The sequence below is a fragment of the Lacticaseibacillus sp. 22 genome, assembly GCF_055413445.1.
In genome coordinates this window covers 1-14,129 of record NZ_JBVAYD010000039.1, presented here as the reverse complement: position 1 = coordinate 14,129, position 14,129 = coordinate 1, and the positions used below count along the sequence as shown (strand labels likewise).

Sequence of the window (14,129 nt, the reverse complement as noted above, 5' to 3'; positions counted from 1 at the left end):
AACGTAACTGTTTTACATGAAACGCCTTAACCATGCACCCTAGAGCTATTACCAACCATCCTTAAAACCCCCGTGGTTTTCTCTGTGGTTTTCTAATTCAATTTTGCATATATTTAGCAAGTGCCGCGGTGGCCTCTGATTCCTGCTTTGCACTGACGTGAGCATACACACCAAGCGTAATAGTCGGATCTGTGTGCCCTACCAGTTTTTGTACTGACGTAACAGGAACACCAGCAATCAGTAAATTAGATATAAAGCTATGCCTGAACCCGTGAATGGTTATTCTAGGTGTAAGTCCATTGTCATCTTGCAGCTTATGCAGTCGCTTAGACGGTGTGTTTAATGACTGATACCCGTTTTTAGTATTAGTGAAAAGCAATTGATTCGGTTGCATCGTATTAATACCTAGTTGTAGGAATGTTTCCTGCTGTATTCTACGCCACCGTTTCAAGTATGCCATCGTTTGACCGTCTACCGGAATGGTGCGCCGTCCAGCGCGTGTTTTTGGTGCCTGAACGATCTGGTGGCCTTTATCACCTTGCGTTAGTGTTTTGTTCACTTTGATACTGTTTTCTTTAAAACTTACATCATTCCACGTCAGCGCTAGTAGTTCACCACGGCGAACCCCTGTAAAGGCTAAAACCCTAAACATGATGAAGACATCGAAGTGGTTCTCTTGGTCGATACAGGCAAAGAAGTGATTCATTTGTTCCTTAGTCCAAAAGTTTTCAGGCTTATCACCAGCCAGATCGTCATGGTGCGGTAAAACAACGGCTTTGGCGGGATTCTTACTCATATACCCTTGTCGGACTGCGTAGTCCATAACCGATGAAACATAGTTATACCAGCGCTTATAGTTAGCAGAGGTGAACTCAAACCACCTCTTAACAGCCTTCTGTACGTCCTTAGTGGTTATAGTAGCGATCCGCTTACCACCAAATGCCGGTAGGATGTGATTATTGAACATACCAGCAGTTCGAGCCCACGTTGATTCCCTTACTGTATTAATGTAGTTTCCATACCACTCCTCATACACATCCCGAAAGAACACGGGCTTTGGTTTCTCTTCTTCTAAGTCACCGTTGCTGATTGCTAGCTCAAGTCTAGCTGCTGCAACAGTGGCTTCTTTTTTTGTCTTAAACCCTCGCCGCACCTTGTACTTCTTGTGGCCAGTCTGTAGATCATTACCAGCAAAGACCTGAACGCGCCAGAACTCTTTGCCGTCTTTCGTTGCGTACTTTTTAATTGATGCCATATTCTTCTCCTATCCGTCACGCTGGGCAGGCGGTGTTAGATAGAATTTTTGGCGGCCGAATTTTCGGCCATGATATTAATCACATTGCTTCTATGAAACAAAATTAGTTCTATTGTGCTATTCGTAGTCCTGGATTTTTTGAGTGGGACTTTTTTGAGATATATCAATTATATCTGACAGTTCTTTTGCAAAATCTGTCTTCATTTCTTCAATCTGATCGGCGGAATAATCGTGCGTCCGTGCTCTAATTATCCCCGCAACTATGCTGGAAAATTTCATAATCGCCACGTTCTGTCTTTCAGGCTTCATGAGTTGAACAAACCTCATCGAATTTTCCAAAAAAGTTTTTTCTTGCCAAGTTAACTTTTTTACATAATCATCTGAAAACAGTTCAGTCCACAAGTTTTCGGAATTAACTTCCAAATTATGAAGCCACTCATCTCTCTGCTTACGTAGCTCCATCTGCTGATCCTCTGGAAGATCTTCAAAAGCCGGTTTCCCTGTAACTAAGAACTGGACGGAAATTCCACCATGGTTGGCAATTTTTTTCATTGTATCTGCTGACGGTGCAGAGAGACCCCGTTCCCATCTCGATACTGCTGATTTTCCTGAACTTGTTAATCCAACCGAAAGTGCGAACTCTTCCATGGTCTCACCTTTAGAAATCCTGATGCTTTTAATCCTTTCTCCAAGGGAAAGATGGCTGTTTGGCTCCAATAGTTTTGTCATTTCAGATCATCTCCTAAAAAGTTGATGCATGTTGTTGACTCCAGTATGAGTCCGTGGCATACTAAAGTCAATCAGTTGATGAATGTTGACGTCAACAGAAAGGAGCGTGCTATTATGCAACGTATTAAAGGTTACCGTGTAATGCTAAATTTAAGTCAACAAGATGTTGCCAAAGAACTCGGTATCTCGCGTCAGTCTTACTGGAGCAAAGAGAATGGTAGAACATCGTTCAATGATAAAGAGAAGACAAAAATCCGAGATCTTTTCAGGAAAACCGGTATTCCAGTAACGATTGATTCTCTTTTTTTTGACGGAAAAGTTGACTAATGTTGATTTTGGAGGTGAAGGAACATGGCTTTAATGAAAGCGCAAATTACATTACCAGCCGACTTTGATCAAATTTTACAGGAACGAATTCATCGAGAAGTTGTCCGCGTGATGAACGAGACTAAGCAGCAGCCGATGCAAAAAAAGCTGAATATCGGGCAAGCAGCAGCTTATGCCGGTGTTGCTCGTAACACGCTGCTGTCTTGGACTAAGAAAGGGTTGTTGGTACAGGTTGTCGGTGGCGTAAAACGTATCAATACCGCAGACATAGACGATTACATGAATAACCACGGCAAGTAATCACGCTGGGCAGGCGGCAAATTGTAAGCAACTTATGACAGGCGCATAAAGCCAGAGAGGAAACATTATGAATTTGTTTAGTAAAGAAGAGATAGCACTAGATCACGAGCTTGGAAATTTGATTGACGACATTCAGCTTAACGTTCATGCCATTGCAGAAGACAGTACTGTCACGGTTGATGGCAAGTATATTTCCAATAGCGAGTTGGCCGTTACGACTGCAAAAGAGCTGCTGCGGGTATCGGAAATCCTAAAGCTGTATGAAAACGAGGACGATGCCGATGACTAGCCTTATTGCGTGGCTACTAAGCCACCCTATAACAGTTCCAGCACTCTGCATGGCTTTCATGGTCGGGAGCGTGTTTGGAGCGTATCTGCAATTTCGAGAGGATGATGACCATGGCACGAATGGCTAGCACAAGGCTCGGCTTTCAGTGGCATGACTACGTCCAAGCTGATGCAGAATGTGATCGATACTGGGCGTTTAAAAAAGCTGAACGTCGTTCACTACATGAAGCCACAAAAAAATCGCCAAGAGTGGTACCTCAAGGCGAGAAGAAGACAAGCGAAAAAATCTATATCGACTTTTAGCTTGCCTCTAAGTGGTTACTTTGTCAAGGAAAATGGAGGCAATTATGATGAAAAATGTTTCAAATAGCACCAAAGCGCCTGATTTAGGTGAGGCGTCTTTTGACCTCAGCACTGCAAAAGGACTTCTAGAAGCCCTTCGTGATCAGTTCGACACTATGGAAGGTTCTGTAGTTTCATATCGAAACAATCGTACCGAAAATGCTGCAATCTTGGCGTACAGTACGAATCGATCATTTTATACATGGATGGCGCTACTGAAAGCAATTCAAGAATACGTTGAAAGCAGCCTGGCAACGATTGATGAGGTAAACAAATGATGAAGGAAGATTACTATACAACCGCACAGGCGCTTTTGAGCGATACAAGTGCAATGGTGAATATCTTGCGACATCAGATTAACGATGAACAGCAATCAGCGCTGGCCGACACAGTCGCTGATATGATCATTGATGCTCGCCGTCTACTTTTGGAAGGAGATGTGGCCGATGGTAGACGTGCTTAAAGTAGCGCTTGGTTATCAGCAACACGGCTTTGCAGTCTATCCCCTTGCGCCAGAGACACGAACACCACTTGCTGGTTCGCATGGGTACAAAGATGCCACCAAAGACCCAGAACAGGCCAAGAAATGGTGGGGCGAACATCCTAATTACAATATTGGCTTAGGACTTGATGGCGTGCTGGTATTCGATATCGATATGGGGCATAAAAGCGGGGCTAATGGCAATGATACGCTGGCTAAATTGAGTGCTGAGGGTCGTGCTGATCAAATCCCATCTACCTATATAGAAACAACGCCAAACGGTGGACTTCATATTTTCTTCACCTATCCCAAGGAATTGAAGCTAACCAGTCGATCAGATCTGTTCTCTAAGAATGGCGAGAAAACCGGCCTTGACTATATTGCAACTGGTGTGCCGGTTTTTCCTAGCATTCGCGAGAACGGCATGTATCAACCACTCAAAGGGCACAAGATCACCAAGCTAGCCCCAGTGCCTCAATGGTTACTAGATGAAATTCAACGTGTCAGCCACCCTAACCCAGTGTTTGGTGGTTCAACAGTTTATCGAGGTAAACGATGGACGGGCAAGCTGCTAGATGAAATAGTGAATGGCACTAGTACCGGCAATCGCAATGATTTTCTGACCAAGATTGCTGGCAAAATGTTCTTCACAGGTGCAGAGCCGCAGACAGTTTATAACTTGCTGTTTACAACTAATGATAACTATCTAGATACACCCTTGGCAGAATCCGAAGTTAATAAGATTTTCAAGTCAGTATTGAAAGCCGAAGAGAGGAGGCGTGCGGTTGGTTAAAGCGATGCCCGAAGATATTAAGCAAGAAGCCAATAAAGTGGTCAACGTTGATTTTACAGGTCAAGAGCAATGGCGAAATGACCTTAAACTTGATGGCAATGGTGGGATTAGAAAAGACTCGGTGGTTAATATTCAACTGCTACTTGATAATGATCAAGCCTTCGCCAATGTCGTTGCTTGGGACGACTTTTCAGAGATGCTCATCAAGACAAAAGGCGTTAAAGGATTGCCGATTCGTAAGGGTTTTTGGACTGATGAAGATGATGCTGTCGTCCGCTCATATATGGAGCGTAAGCACAATCTCTTGTTTAGCAAGCAGAATGAGCAAGATGCCATGGTTGTTGTTGGCAAGGAACATTCAATTAATCCGGTTAAAGACTGGATCGAAGCTGAGCAATGGGACGGTACCCCTAGAGCAGAACGTTACTTCATCGACTATCTAGGTGCCGAGGATAGTGAATATACCCGTGCTGTTACTCGTAAATGGTTAGCTGGGGCTGTAAAACGTGTCTATCAGCCGGGTTGCAAGTTTGAACTCGTTCCAATTCTTGAAGGTAAACAAGGACTTGGTAAGAGCACGGCTGCTCGTAACTTATTTCCGACAAAGTTCAGCGATTCATTAAAATCAATGGGCAAGACAGACGAAGATTACAAGAAGCTGCAAGGTAACTGGATCATGGAACTCGGTGAACTTTCCGCAATGAAAAAAACTGAGATTGAGTCAGCTAAGAGCTTCATCAGCGCCCAGTCAGATTCATACCGCGGGAGTTATAGCCACTATGTTTATCCACATTTACGCAAGTGCGTGTTCATTGGTAGCACTAATCAACAGGACTACTTGAAAGACGCTACTGGTGAACGCCGTTTCTTCCCTATCAGATGCGGTGTTACAAAGCCCACAAAGACCGTATGGCGCAATGAAGAAAGCGTACCGAAGATCAACCACGATATACATCAGGTACTGGCAGAGGTAAAAACATGGGTGGATGCAGGTGAGAGTGTCTTTGCTGATGATAAGCTGATGCAACTGGCTAAACCATATCAACAAGAAGCAGAGACAGTTGACCCTATGAAAGAGGCCATTGAAGACTTTCTCAACATGAAAGTGCCATCGAATTGGGAAAATCTGTCATTGAGCCTAAAGGCCAGCTTCTTTCACACTCATATTGACCATAACGGCGATGTTGCCACTTGGTTACAACAGCACTTGGATGCTGGAGAATTACAACCACTGCAACAAACCACGACCAGAGAGATCATGGAAGTGGTGTTCGACAAGTCAGTCGATCGTTACCTAATGGGCCGTACTGGATCGGAAGCAAAACGTATCAAGCTCATCATGGATAACATGGATGGGTGGGATCGTGAACGAGTTCGAATCAATGGTCAGCGTTCAAGAGGATACGTCAGGAAGTAAAGTGTTTGTTTTTCTACTGTCCCACCTGTCCCAGTGCTACAAATGCCGGTATATCAACGTTTTGCTGGGACAAGTCACCTGTCCCAGTGCTGTCCCAACGTGTCCCACTACTGTCCCAAGTCCTAATTTGGACATGTGCGGGACAGCTCGGGACAGCTCGGGACATGTGTGGGACATGTCTGTTGTCCCAGAAAAACGCCTACATACCAACGTTTATAAGCCCGGGACACGTGGGACACTTAAAAAACAAACAAATTTAAAACTGTGGAGGTTAAAACAATGCTATATCCAGAAAGCACATGGGCTAGGTTTGAACAAGAATTCCCTATCCCTGAGAAGTATCGCAAATACTATGAGTACAAGAATTGGCACATTGAACCTAAGTCATCTGATCTCAGCCAGTTTGAACAGGATCATCCATTCGCGTTTATGTTGATGCCTGAGGACATGCAGAACGCTTTATATCTCTGGACTAAGGGACTGGCCAAGCGAAAGACAATCAACAGCGACTATACCTCATACGGTATCAAGCACCTATTCACTGACTTACCCGGTGGCTTCTACATCACTAACGGCATGATGAAAGGCGCACTATTGGCAGCTGGATTTGAGATAGCCGACTACGCCGAGCTTAACTGGCGTGCCAACATTTCAGGGCGAAGCATCAAAGAGCAGATCAAATTAGCACCTCATATCAGTTAGCAAAGAAATATTATTAATGAAAGCGAAGTGATGCAAATGAGTGTGCCTTTGCACATTTGCATGCACCCCGGGTGTCGTCGCATGATCCCGTTCAATCAGCGTTTTTGCGAGGAGCATAAGCAAGACAAGAGCAAACAAGCGACGAATCAGGAACGCATGCAATACGAAGAGAAGGAATTACGTTTCTACAAGTCAACAACATGGACAAAGCTTTCAAAGTCATTCAGGTTGCGCAATCCAACTTGTGCTAGCTGTTTGAAACGTGGGATTATTCGTCAAGCTGTGCTTGTTGATCATATTGAGCCAATCAAAACAGCTTATGGTTGGCAACACAGGCTTGATGAGAGCAATTTACAAAGCTTATGTCAGACTTGTCATAACGCTAAGACCGCACGGGAGGTAGCACAACGCCGAATGAGATCCCCCGACAGATCGACCCCCGCCCCAAAATTTTAGAGCGAAAGAACGGTCGGCCTCTTTTCTTTTCGATGAATACCGAAAATCATAGAACCTAGGTATAATCAATATGTTATAATTATAATAGATATAAACGAATACAAATTCAGAAAGGACGTTACACATGGGAGCACCCCTAAAATCAGTGACTAACCTAAGTGCACATTTATCCAAAAAGCAGTTAGCTGATCGTGTTGCCTCTGAAAAAGCACTGTTCACTTACAAAGAATTGCAAGTACAGCCCCCTACATGGCTTGATGACTATGCTGTGACCGAGTGGCACCGTATTGTACCATTGCTAAAAAAAGACATTCCAGTTAGTGAACTAGATGCTGCCCTGATTGCCAGTCATTGCCAAGCCTATTCTGACATTCAGAAAGCTGCCGAGCTGGTTCAAGAACAAGGTATGATGGTTGAAACCACCGATAGTGTGAAAGCTAACCCAGCAGTTAAAATGAAGCTGGATGCCACAAATCAAATGATGCGCATTGACGAAGTATTGGGACTGTCAGTGTATAGCCGGGCGAAACTTGCCTTAAAGAGTGAGACTAAGAAGAAGCCTGACGATCCGTTTGCGGAGCTGGTGTCATCGTGAACTATGCGACTGAATATACCGACAAGGTGCTAAGCGGTGAGATTGTTGCCGGTAAAAAGATTAAGCAAGCAGCAAGACGTTATCGCAGAGACTTGAAAGCCAGCAAGCGCAAAAAGAATCCGTGGCCGTATTACTTTGATGAGGACTTTGCCAACAAAGCCATTGAGTTTATAGAACTGATGCCGGCACGTGATGGGTCACCACTCAAGCTAGAACTTTTCCAAAAATATTTGATCTCAGAGCTTTTCGGGTGGAGAGACAAAGAAACCGGAAATCGTCGTTATGATCGAGCTTACATCAGCATGGCACGCAAGAATGGTAAGAGCTTCCTGATGGCTGATCTAGGCGCGCTGTATCTCCTCATGGAAAACAAACCAGCCATGAATCGCGAAATTGTCTACACAGCCAACAGTAACGCCCAAGCGCACTTAGCCTTTGATATGCTGTCTAGTGGTTTGCGTCAGGTCTCTAAGATGTCTAAATCGGTGCGTGATCGTTTGAAGATCAACCGTAACGAAATCATCGACTTGCCGAGCAACAGCCGAGCTGTTCCGCTTGCGTCTGATCTGCACAGCCTAGATGGTTATCAAAGTGACTTGGCTATTATTGATGAGTTCGCCTTAGCTCGTACTGATGAGATTCTACGAACACTAAAATCAGGCCAGATCAACAGCGACAACAGTTTGCTAGCCGTCATCTCGACCACGGGGCCAGACCTGAATGGCCCTATGTATAAAGAATATAAATTCGTCTCCAAAATCTTAACCGGTCGCGAACAAGCAGATCGGTATTTTATTGCCATTTTTGAGCAAGACAGCAAGGCTGAAGCCTTTGCACCAGAGACTTGGGAGAAGTCAAATCCACTACTGGCTAATGCTGAAAGAGCAAAGACAATGCGGCCTAGCTTGCAAGCTGATGTTGATCTAGCAGCCAAGCAAGGAACCCTGCGGCCAATTCTCGTCAAGAACTTCAACATGTGGCAATCAGCCAGAGCAGACAGTTATATCAGTCTTGACGACTGGGAGAAAGCCACTATCGAGCCACCAGACACTAGAGAAAAGGACGTGTATATCGGGCTTGATCTCTCTAAGTCTAGCGACCTGACCAGTATCTCGTGGTTAGTTCCAGAAGATGGCTACCTGTATGCTGACAGCCATTCATTCGTGGGGACGAAGTATGGACTGGAAGAAAAGATCAAGCGTGATGGGTTCGATTACATCAGTGGTGCTAGTCGTGGCGAATGTAGCATTACCAAACTGGAAAGCGGCATGATCGACTATGACGAAGTGCTACGCTTCATTCTCGACCTGATCGAGCGTAACCAGTGGAACGTGCGTGCCATCTGTTATGATCCCTTCGCCATGGGCTACCTGATTCCAGAATTTGAAAAACGCGATTTGCCACTGCTTGAGGTGCGACAAGGTGTTAGAACACTTTCAATTCCGACAACTCGTTTTCGTGATGATCTCTTCAATGGCCAGTTAAAGCACCCTGATAATCAGTTACTGGCCTATGCGGTCAACAACGCTATTCTGAAATATGACGCTAATAACAATCCAATTATCGATAAGGCCCACAACGCTACGAAGATTGATCCCGTAGCCGCACTGATGAACGCTTACACAATTGCAATGGATCAAAACAAGGAAAGCGAGGTAGCAGACAATGACTTTTATTCGAGCGATGACTTTGGTTTTTAATTTGCAGACCGTGCTGTTAATACTGGGACTGATCTGTATGGTTGCCGGTATCTGGTGGCTGTTCGGGTTTGGTGTTGGTATGTTAGCAGTCGGCACGGCCCTGATCTCCGTCGCAGTCATTATCAACTTCAATAAAGGGAGGTGAAACAATGAGCTTTTTCACGAATAGCGCGACACAACCACGCGATGACAACAGCGACCCGTTCTTAGATGCGCTTGTCAGCATGACCAGCAACGACAGCGGCCTATATGTGGGGATTGGTGCTTTACGTAATTCGGATGTATTTACGGCCGTGCGCGTGATTGCCGGTGATCTTGCAACCAATCCGATTGAATACAGTGACAAGCGTATCAGCGTGCTTCTTAACAAGGCACCCAATGACCACATGACCGCGTGGGGGTTCAAGTTTGCCCTAGCTACTAACATGCTGCTGAATGGTAACAGCTTTGCACGGGTTACCAAGAATCCCAGCGGACAAGTTACTGGCTTCGAGTTGGTCCCTAACAGCCAAATGGTGGTTAAACAAGACGATACGACCGGAATTATCAGCTACGAATACACGCCTGACAGTGGCCGCTCACAGCGTTTAAATGCCAGCGAGGTCTTACACTTCAAGTGCTTCACACAAGACGGTTACAAAGGACTATCGCCACTTTATAGCCTTCATGATGAGGTCGGGGTACAAAAGTCTGGGCATGCGTTGCTGAAAGGTTTCTTTAACTCAGGTGTCCAAGGGACAGGCATTCTTAAGGTCAACAAGACACAGTTAGACACCAAGGCCAAAGAAAACATCCGCAATAAATTTGAAGCTGCCAACAGTGGTGATAATGCCCTCAAGACCATCATTCTCGACAATGATATGGATTACAAGCAACTCGAAGTTAATACTGACGTGCTGAATCTAGTCAATTCTAGCGACTGGACAACGAAACAGATTGCTAAAGCGTTCGGGTTGCCACTGGATCGGCTGGGTATCGAAAGCGAGCACTCTAATGCCGTACAGTCTAACGTGATGTACTTGCAAAACACGCTGATTCAGTATTTTACCTGCTTCACAAGTGAGATGGATGCCAAACTGTCCACAGGTGACAACCGGTTCAGCTTCAACACTGACAAGCTGTTTTCAGCGGACCCAGCCACGATGCAAGAACTAGCAGTTAAGGGGCTGCAAGGCGGTGTTCTAACCACTAATGAAGCACGAGCCAAGTTAAACCTGCCACCAATTCCCGGCGGAGATGAAATTATGGCCAGTCTGAACTACACGCCACTAAGCAACCTGACAAGCTATCAAAACACAAGACAAAGGAGTGATCCAGAAAATGAATCAAGATGACGTAGAAAAACGTCTGAATCCTAACGCTGGTCTAACTGCCAAAGCAGACGACAGCCAAGGCCAAGACGATCCAGACACAAAGAAACAGGACGACACCACTAACGGTCCAAAGAAACTAAGTGGTTATGCAGTAGTTTTCAATAGCCCAAGTAAAGACCTCGGTGGCTTTAAAGAAGTCGTTGATCCGCACGCATTCGACCACGTGGACTTATCAGACGTCTATATGGTTTCAAACCATGATTTTAGCCAAGTCTTAGCCAGCACCAAGGCCGGAACCTTGACCTTAAACGTGGATGATAAAGGCTTGCAGTTTGAAGCAACCTTACCCGATACGACCACAGCCAGTGATGCTTATAACAACGTCCAAGCTGGTAATCTATCAGCCATGAGTTTTACTTTCAATGCTGCGCCAGACGGTGACACGTTCACTAAAGACGACAGCGGACAAGTCATTCGTACCATCAAGCAAGTAAAGAGCTTGTTTGACGTCTCACTGGTAGCTATTCCAGCGTATGACGATACCAACGTCCAAGTGGACAAACGCAGCTACACTGAATGGTTGAAAGACCATGTAGAAGATCCAGAACAGCAACTACCACCAACCGAAAAACGAAAGGGAGTCAATCACATGACCGAAAAAACTATTATTGATAAAGAAGAACATACCGAATCTCGCGCTTACGAAGACTACATCCGCAGCATGGGTGAACAACGTGACGGCTTGACCACGACCACCGCTGGTGCAGTCGTTCCTAAAGAAGTTATCAATGACGTTTGGGACTTAAAGCAATCAGATTATGACTTGGCTAAATACGTCACTGTGAAGCAGGTCGGTACCCCAGTCGGCACCTATCCGATTGCCCTCACTAACAATGGCGTCTTAGCCACCAAGAAAGAACTTGCAGACGTGGCCGATGTTGACGCCAATATGTTTAAAGGCGTTGACTACAAAGTTGCTACCCGTGCTGGCAAGATTTATCTGTCTAATGAACTGGTAGAAGATAGTGAAGTTGATATTGTTGCCGAGGTTAAGAATCAACTCAAGAAGCTGGTACAAAACACGGACAACAGTAACATTATCAGTGTTCTGACTGGCAAGTCCACTACCGGTGATAACTTCAAGCACCTCACTGGTACTGGTCTCGATGACCTCAAGAAAACCTTCAATATTGAGTTGGACCCAGCACTGTCCTTGTCTGTTATCGTCAATCAGGACGCTTTCAACTACCTTGATACCTTGAAAGACAGCCAAGGCCGCTACTTGTTACAACCGTCCATCACGGCACCATCAGGCAAGCAACTGTTTGGGGCACCGGTGATCGTGGTTGCTAACAAAGTATTGCCGACTGATAAGGTAGGCACCTATCGAATCATCATCGGGGACTTTTCTCAGGCAATTTTCTTAGCCCAGAAGAACGAAGTTAACACCCAGTGGGAACGCTTCGATAGCTATTCTCAAGGCTTGGCTGTTGTCATCCGCAACGACTATGAAGTGGTTGATCCAGATGCTGCTCGAATTGTTGACATCACACCGGTAAAGGCCTAAGAGCATAATTTAGTGGGGTGTGCCTTAGGGTACGCCCCTATTTTTATAAGGAGATGAGCACATGAGTGTTACCACAGAAGATTTAAAGAAAGCACTGCGCATTAGTCACAGCGAAGATGATGCTATGTTGTCAGCCTACTTGTTGACGGCAAAGCAGTTCGTGATTAGCGCGGTTGACCAGACCCTTACGGATGAAAACTTTGGAGATGATCCTCGTTTTGACTTTGCTGTCTCGTTGTTAGCACAACACTGGTATATTAACCGTGGTGTCGATGGGGCAACGTATGTACCAGATAGCGTTGTGAGCATGATTCAGCAATTGCGAGGTGTTGACTATGCCACTGGTAAATAGCATCAGCCAACTGAATGAACCCATTACTTTAGTGAGCTACACGATGGGTAATGTAAATGGGGTTCCTGTGAGCAACGTCAGGAAAGAGCACTTCACGACATGGGCACTTGTGTTAAGCCAATATTTAAGCGAAGTGAGGGCGTCAGTTGGGACGAAGCTCGAAGATACGGTGACCTTTGTTGTTCGGTATGATCAGCCAGAAACCATCCTTAACTCATGGCGCATTGAATGGCAAGGAAAGAAGTACGACATTGTGAAACTGACACCGGACACAGCCAAAAAACAATGGACAACAATCATAGGAAAACCAGTTGCCAATAAATAAGTATTAACTTATAATTAGGATAGTCCTAGGCGATAAGCGGGCAGAACCGTTTTAACCGACGCACGGCATAGCTAACCGGTGGCGCATTTTATAGACCAAGTCAGATTGATTTCTCGTAGCAAGTGAAGAGCATTCCTCAACCCTCGCTGATACGATAGTCATAGTCTTCCTTGACTTGTTTCATTGTTTTTCATCTAAAGTAGCAATATCATTGGGCAAAGCGGGCAGAGATGCCCGTTTTTTTGTGTGCTGAGAGACGCATTCTGATGCAAGCTGAACAAGTTTAACTTGAGGTATGGTCGTTCTGGACAATAAAAATCGGTTAGGCAATCCGGAATTTCGGGATTGGCTCAACAAAGTCCGAAATTCTGACGTTCAAGAACGAACCAGCAAATTGTGGGTTCGTTGGGAAAAGGCAAGTCAAAAATATTGACCTGCTTATGAGAACCAAGTGACAAATATTCACCTAGTCAATGGATACAAAAATAGCCACCTCATAGCGAAGTGGCTATTTTGTGTTAGTCATGTAGCTTTTCTTGTAGTTTATCTCCAGCATTATCAATGCCCTTAGCTGCGAAGACTGTACCTGCAACTAAAACACCGCCAACGATGAGAGTACTAGCAACCATAAACTTAAATGCAGCTTTTAAAGCGTCCATAAAGATGGCCTCCTATCAGTCTTTTGATCTGCCAACAAAGAAGGAGACTACGGCAACAACAATAATTGCGCCGATAATTGAAGGAATCAAAGCCATTCCTGCCAGTTGTGGCCCCCAATGGCCTAAAAGTCCCTCACCAATTGCAGAACCCACTAATCCTGCAATGATGTTAGCAAACCAGCCCATCGATTTGCCCTTGCTAGTGATAGCACCAGCAATTGCACCAATAATAGCACCAACAATTAAAGCCCAAAGAAAATGCATGATAATTCCTCCTTTTTGGTTATATTGTCTCTATAGACGAACACAGTATAACATACAGTAGCAACAAGAGATAATAAAATAGCCGCCCATAATGGACGGCCACCGCCTGCCAAGCAGAAATGAACTCCGTGGTTTTCTCGTGGTTTTCTTTTATTGATAATCAATGATAACCAATGACAATCTGGTTAAAATAAAAACCAGTAACGACGCTGTTTTGACAACGTTTGCTACTGGTTGATAACGCTATTCTGGGTGGTCAGGGGA

Annotated in this window: 21 protein-coding genes; 17 read left to right on the top strand and 4 right to left on the bottom strand. The window is 45.0% G+C overall.

Annotation, left to right across the window (positions count from 1 at the left end; translation table 11 throughout):
* Positions 1-97 precede the first annotated feature (97 nt).
* Positions 98-1,255, bottom strand: coding sequence for a site-specific integrase (locus tag ACWP87_RS12960; RefSeq protein ID WP_014570221.1), 1,158 nt, complete (start codon positions 1,253-1,255; stop codon positions 98-100).
* Positions 1,256-1,372: 117 nt separating this feature from the next.
* Positions 1,373-1,984 (bottom strand): helix-turn-helix domain-containing protein, encoded by a 612-nt coding sequence (locus ACWP87_RS12955; RefSeq protein WP_014570222.1) that lies wholly within the window; start codon positions 1,982-1,984, stop codon positions 1,373-1,375.
* A 114-nt stretch (positions 1,985-2,098) separates the two neighbouring features.
* On the opposite strand from ACWP87_RS12955, the gene ACWP87_RS12950 reads away from it, so the two are divergent.
* The 17 genes from ACWP87_RS12950 to ACWP87_RS12870 all read left to right on the top strand — a co-directional run bounded on the left by ACWP87_RS12950 (position 2,099) and on the right by ACWP87_RS12870 (position 12,942).
* Positions 2,099-2,311, top strand: a complete 213-nt coding sequence (locus tag ACWP87_RS12950; RefSeq protein ID WP_029944073.1) for a helix-turn-helix transcriptional regulator — start codon at positions 2,099-2,101, stop codon at positions 2,309-2,311.
* Between the two features lie 24 nt (positions 2,312-2,335).
* Positions 2,336-2,611 carry a helix-turn-helix domain-containing protein gene (locus tag ACWP87_RS12945; protein ID WP_014570223.1) on the top strand — a complete coding sequence of 92 codons (276 nt, stop codon included), beginning with the start codon at positions 2,336-2,338 and terminating at the stop codon, positions 2,609-2,611.
* A 67-nt stretch (positions 2,612-2,678) separates the two neighbouring features.
* Positions 2,679-2,900, top strand: coding sequence for a hypothetical protein (locus ACWP87_RS12940; protein WP_014570224.1), 222 nt, complete (start codon positions 2,679-2,681; stop codon positions 2,898-2,900).
* A gap of 110 nt (positions 2,901-3,010) precedes the next feature.
* Positions 3,011-3,202, top strand: a complete 192-nt coding sequence (locus ACWP87_RS12935) for a hypothetical protein (RefSeq protein WP_014570225.1) — start codon at positions 3,011-3,013, stop codon at positions 3,200-3,202.
* A 44-nt stretch (positions 3,203-3,246) separates the two neighbouring features.
* Complete coding sequence (locus ACWP87_RS12930; protein ID WP_014570226.1) at positions 3,247-3,519, top strand: hypothetical protein; 273 nt, start codon at positions 3,247-3,249, stop codon at positions 3,517-3,519.
* Positions 3,516-3,704 (top strand): hypothetical protein, encoded by a 189-nt coding sequence (locus tag ACWP87_RS12925; RefSeq protein WP_015765113.1) that lies wholly within the window; start codon positions 3,516-3,518, stop codon positions 3,702-3,704. Before ACWP87_RS12930 ends, ACWP87_RS12925 begins: the two co-directional genes overlap by 4 nt.
* Positions 3,688-4,515 carry a bifunctional DNA primase/polymerase gene (locus ACWP87_RS12920; RefSeq protein ID WP_014570227.1) on the top strand — a complete coding sequence of 276 codons (828 nt, stop codon included), beginning with the start codon at positions 3,688-3,690 and terminating at the stop codon, positions 4,513-4,515. The genes ACWP87_RS12925 and ACWP87_RS12920 overlap by 17 nt, the downstream gene beginning before the upstream one ends.
* A complete protein-coding gene (locus ACWP87_RS12915; RefSeq protein ID WP_014570228.1) occupies positions 4,508-5,932 on the top strand; it encodes a virulence-associated E family protein in 1,425 nt (474 codons plus the stop codon). The genes ACWP87_RS12920 and ACWP87_RS12915 overlap by 8 nt, the downstream gene beginning before the upstream one ends.
* A 279-nt stretch (positions 5,933-6,211) precedes the next feature.
* A complete protein-coding gene (locus ACWP87_RS12910; protein WP_014570229.1) occupies positions 6,212-6,634 on the top strand; it encodes a hypothetical protein in 423 nt (140 codons plus the stop codon).
* An 81-nt stretch (positions 6,635-6,715) separates the two neighbouring features.
* Positions 6,716-7,090: an HNH endonuclease signature motif containing protein gene (locus ACWP87_RS12905; protein ID WP_172619743.1), complete on the top strand. Its 375-nt coding sequence runs from the start codon at positions 6,716-6,718 to the stop codon at positions 7,088-7,090.
* A 124-nt stretch (positions 7,091-7,214) separates the two neighbouring features.
* Positions 7,215-7,685: a phage terminase small subunit P27 family gene (locus tag ACWP87_RS12900; protein WP_014570231.1), complete on the top strand. Its 471-nt coding sequence runs from the start codon at positions 7,215-7,217 to the stop codon at positions 7,683-7,685.
* Complete coding sequence (locus ACWP87_RS12895) at positions 7,682-9,385, top strand: terminase large subunit (RefSeq protein WP_014570232.1); 1,704 nt, start codon at positions 7,682-7,684, stop codon at positions 9,383-9,385. The genes ACWP87_RS12900 and ACWP87_RS12895 overlap by 4 nt, the downstream gene beginning before the upstream one ends.
* Positions 9,351-9,530, top strand: coding sequence for a hypothetical protein (locus ACWP87_RS12890; RefSeq protein ID WP_015765114.1), 180 nt, complete (start codon positions 9,351-9,353; stop codon positions 9,528-9,530). The genes ACWP87_RS12895 and ACWP87_RS12890 overlap by 35 nt, the downstream gene beginning before the upstream one ends.
* A gap of 4 nt (positions 9,531-9,534) precedes the next feature.
* A complete protein-coding gene (locus ACWP87_RS12885) occupies positions 9,535-10,719 on the top strand; it encodes a phage portal protein (protein WP_014570233.1) in 1,185 nt (394 codons plus the stop codon).
* A complete protein-coding gene (locus ACWP87_RS12880; RefSeq protein ID WP_014570234.1) occupies positions 10,706-12,265 on the top strand; it encodes a phage major capsid protein in 1,560 nt (519 codons plus the stop codon). The genes ACWP87_RS12885 and ACWP87_RS12880 overlap by 14 nt, the downstream gene beginning before the upstream one ends.
* A 61-nt stretch (positions 12,266-12,326) precedes the next feature.
* On the top strand, positions 12,327-12,617 hold the full coding sequence (locus ACWP87_RS12875) for a head-tail connector protein (protein WP_003586097.1): 291 nt from the start codon (positions 12,327-12,329) through the stop codon (positions 12,615-12,617).
* Positions 12,601-12,942 (top strand): phage head closure protein, encoded by a 342-nt coding sequence (locus tag ACWP87_RS12870; RefSeq protein WP_003586099.1) that lies wholly within the window; start codon positions 12,601-12,603, stop codon positions 12,940-12,942. The genes ACWP87_RS12875 and ACWP87_RS12870 overlap by 17 nt, the downstream gene beginning before the upstream one ends.
* A gap of 518 nt (positions 12,943-13,460) precedes the next feature.
* Here ACWP87_RS12870 and ACWP87_RS12865 read toward each other — a convergent pair.
* Complete coding sequence (locus tag ACWP87_RS12865; RefSeq protein WP_003568371.1) at positions 13,461-13,601, bottom strand: hypothetical protein; 141 nt, start codon at positions 13,599-13,601, stop codon at positions 13,461-13,463.
* 15 nt (positions 13,602-13,616) lie between these two features.
* Positions 13,617-13,865 (bottom strand): GlsB/YeaQ/YmgE family stress response membrane protein, encoded by a 249-nt coding sequence (locus ACWP87_RS12860; protein ID WP_003568375.1) that lies wholly within the window; start codon positions 13,863-13,865, stop codon positions 13,617-13,619.
* Between the last annotated feature and the right edge of the window lie 264 nt (positions 13,866-14,129).

Bases quoted from the DNA above. Each gene is read 5' to 3' on its own strand.
- ACWP87_RS12960 (WP_014570221.1), bottom strand. From the start codon at position 1,255: ATGGCATCAATTAAAAAGTACGCAACGAAAGACGGCAAAGAGTTCTGG.
- ACWP87_RS12955 (WP_014570222.1), bottom strand. From the start codon at position 1,984: ATGACAAAACTATTGGAGCCAAACAGCCATCTTTCCCTTGGAGAAAGG.
- ACWP87_RS12950 (WP_029944073.1), top strand. From the start codon at position 2,099: ATGCAACGTATTAAAGGTTACCGTGTAATGCTAAATTTAAGTCAACAA.
- ACWP87_RS12945 (WP_014570223.1), top strand. From the start codon at position 2,336: ATGGCTTTAATGAAAGCGCAAATTACATTACCAGCCGACTTTGATCAA.
- ACWP87_RS12940 (WP_014570224.1), top strand. From the start codon at position 2,679: ATGAATTTGTTTAGTAAAGAAGAGATAGCACTAGATCACGAGCTTGGA.
- ACWP87_RS12935 (WP_014570225.1), top strand. From the start codon at position 3,011: ATGGCACGAATGGCTAGCACAAGGCTCGGCTTTCAGTGGCATGACTAC.
- ACWP87_RS12930 (WP_014570226.1), top strand. From the start codon at position 3,247: ATGATGAAAAATGTTTCAAATAGCACCAAAGCGCCTGATTTAGGTGAG.
- ACWP87_RS12925 (WP_015765113.1), top strand. From the start codon at position 3,516: ATGATGAAGGAAGATTACTATACAACCGCACAGGCGCTTTTGAGCGAT.
- ACWP87_RS12920 (WP_014570227.1), top strand. From the start codon at position 3,688: ATGGTAGACGTGCTTAAAGTAGCGCTTGGTTATCAGCAACACGGCTTT.
- ACWP87_RS12910 (WP_014570229.1), top strand. From the start codon at position 6,212: ATGCTATATCCAGAAAGCACATGGGCTAGGTTTGAACAAGAATTCCCT.
- ACWP87_RS12905 (WP_172619743.1), top strand. From the start codon at position 6,716: ATGATCCCGTTCAATCAGCGTTTTTGCGAGGAGCATAAGCAAGACAAG.
- ACWP87_RS12900 (WP_014570231.1), top strand. From the start codon at position 7,215: ATGGGAGCACCCCTAAAATCAGTGACTAACCTAAGTGCACATTTATCC.
- ACWP87_RS12890 (WP_015765114.1), top strand. From the start codon at position 9,351: ATGACTTTTATTCGAGCGATGACTTTGGTTTTTAATTTGCAGACCGTG.
- ACWP87_RS12885 (WP_014570233.1), top strand. From the start codon at position 9,535: ATGAGCTTTTTCACGAATAGCGCGACACAACCACGCGATGACAACAGC.
- ACWP87_RS12880 (WP_014570234.1), top strand. From the start codon at position 10,706: ATGAATCAAGATGACGTAGAAAAACGTCTGAATCCTAACGCTGGTCTA.
- ACWP87_RS12875 (WP_003586097.1), top strand. From the start codon at position 12,327: ATGAGTGTTACCACAGAAGATTTAAAGAAAGCACTGCGCATTAGTCAC.
- ACWP87_RS12870 (WP_003586099.1), top strand. From the start codon at position 12,601: ATGCCACTGGTAAATAGCATCAGCCAACTGAATGAACCCATTACTTTA.
- ACWP87_RS12865 (WP_003568371.1), bottom strand. From the start codon at position 13,601: ATGGACGCTTTAAAAGCTGCATTTAAGTTTATGGTTGCTAGTACTCTC.
- ACWP87_RS12860 (WP_003568375.1), bottom strand. From the start codon at position 13,865: ATGCATTTTCTTTGGGCTTTAATTGTTGGTGCTATTATTGGTGCAATT.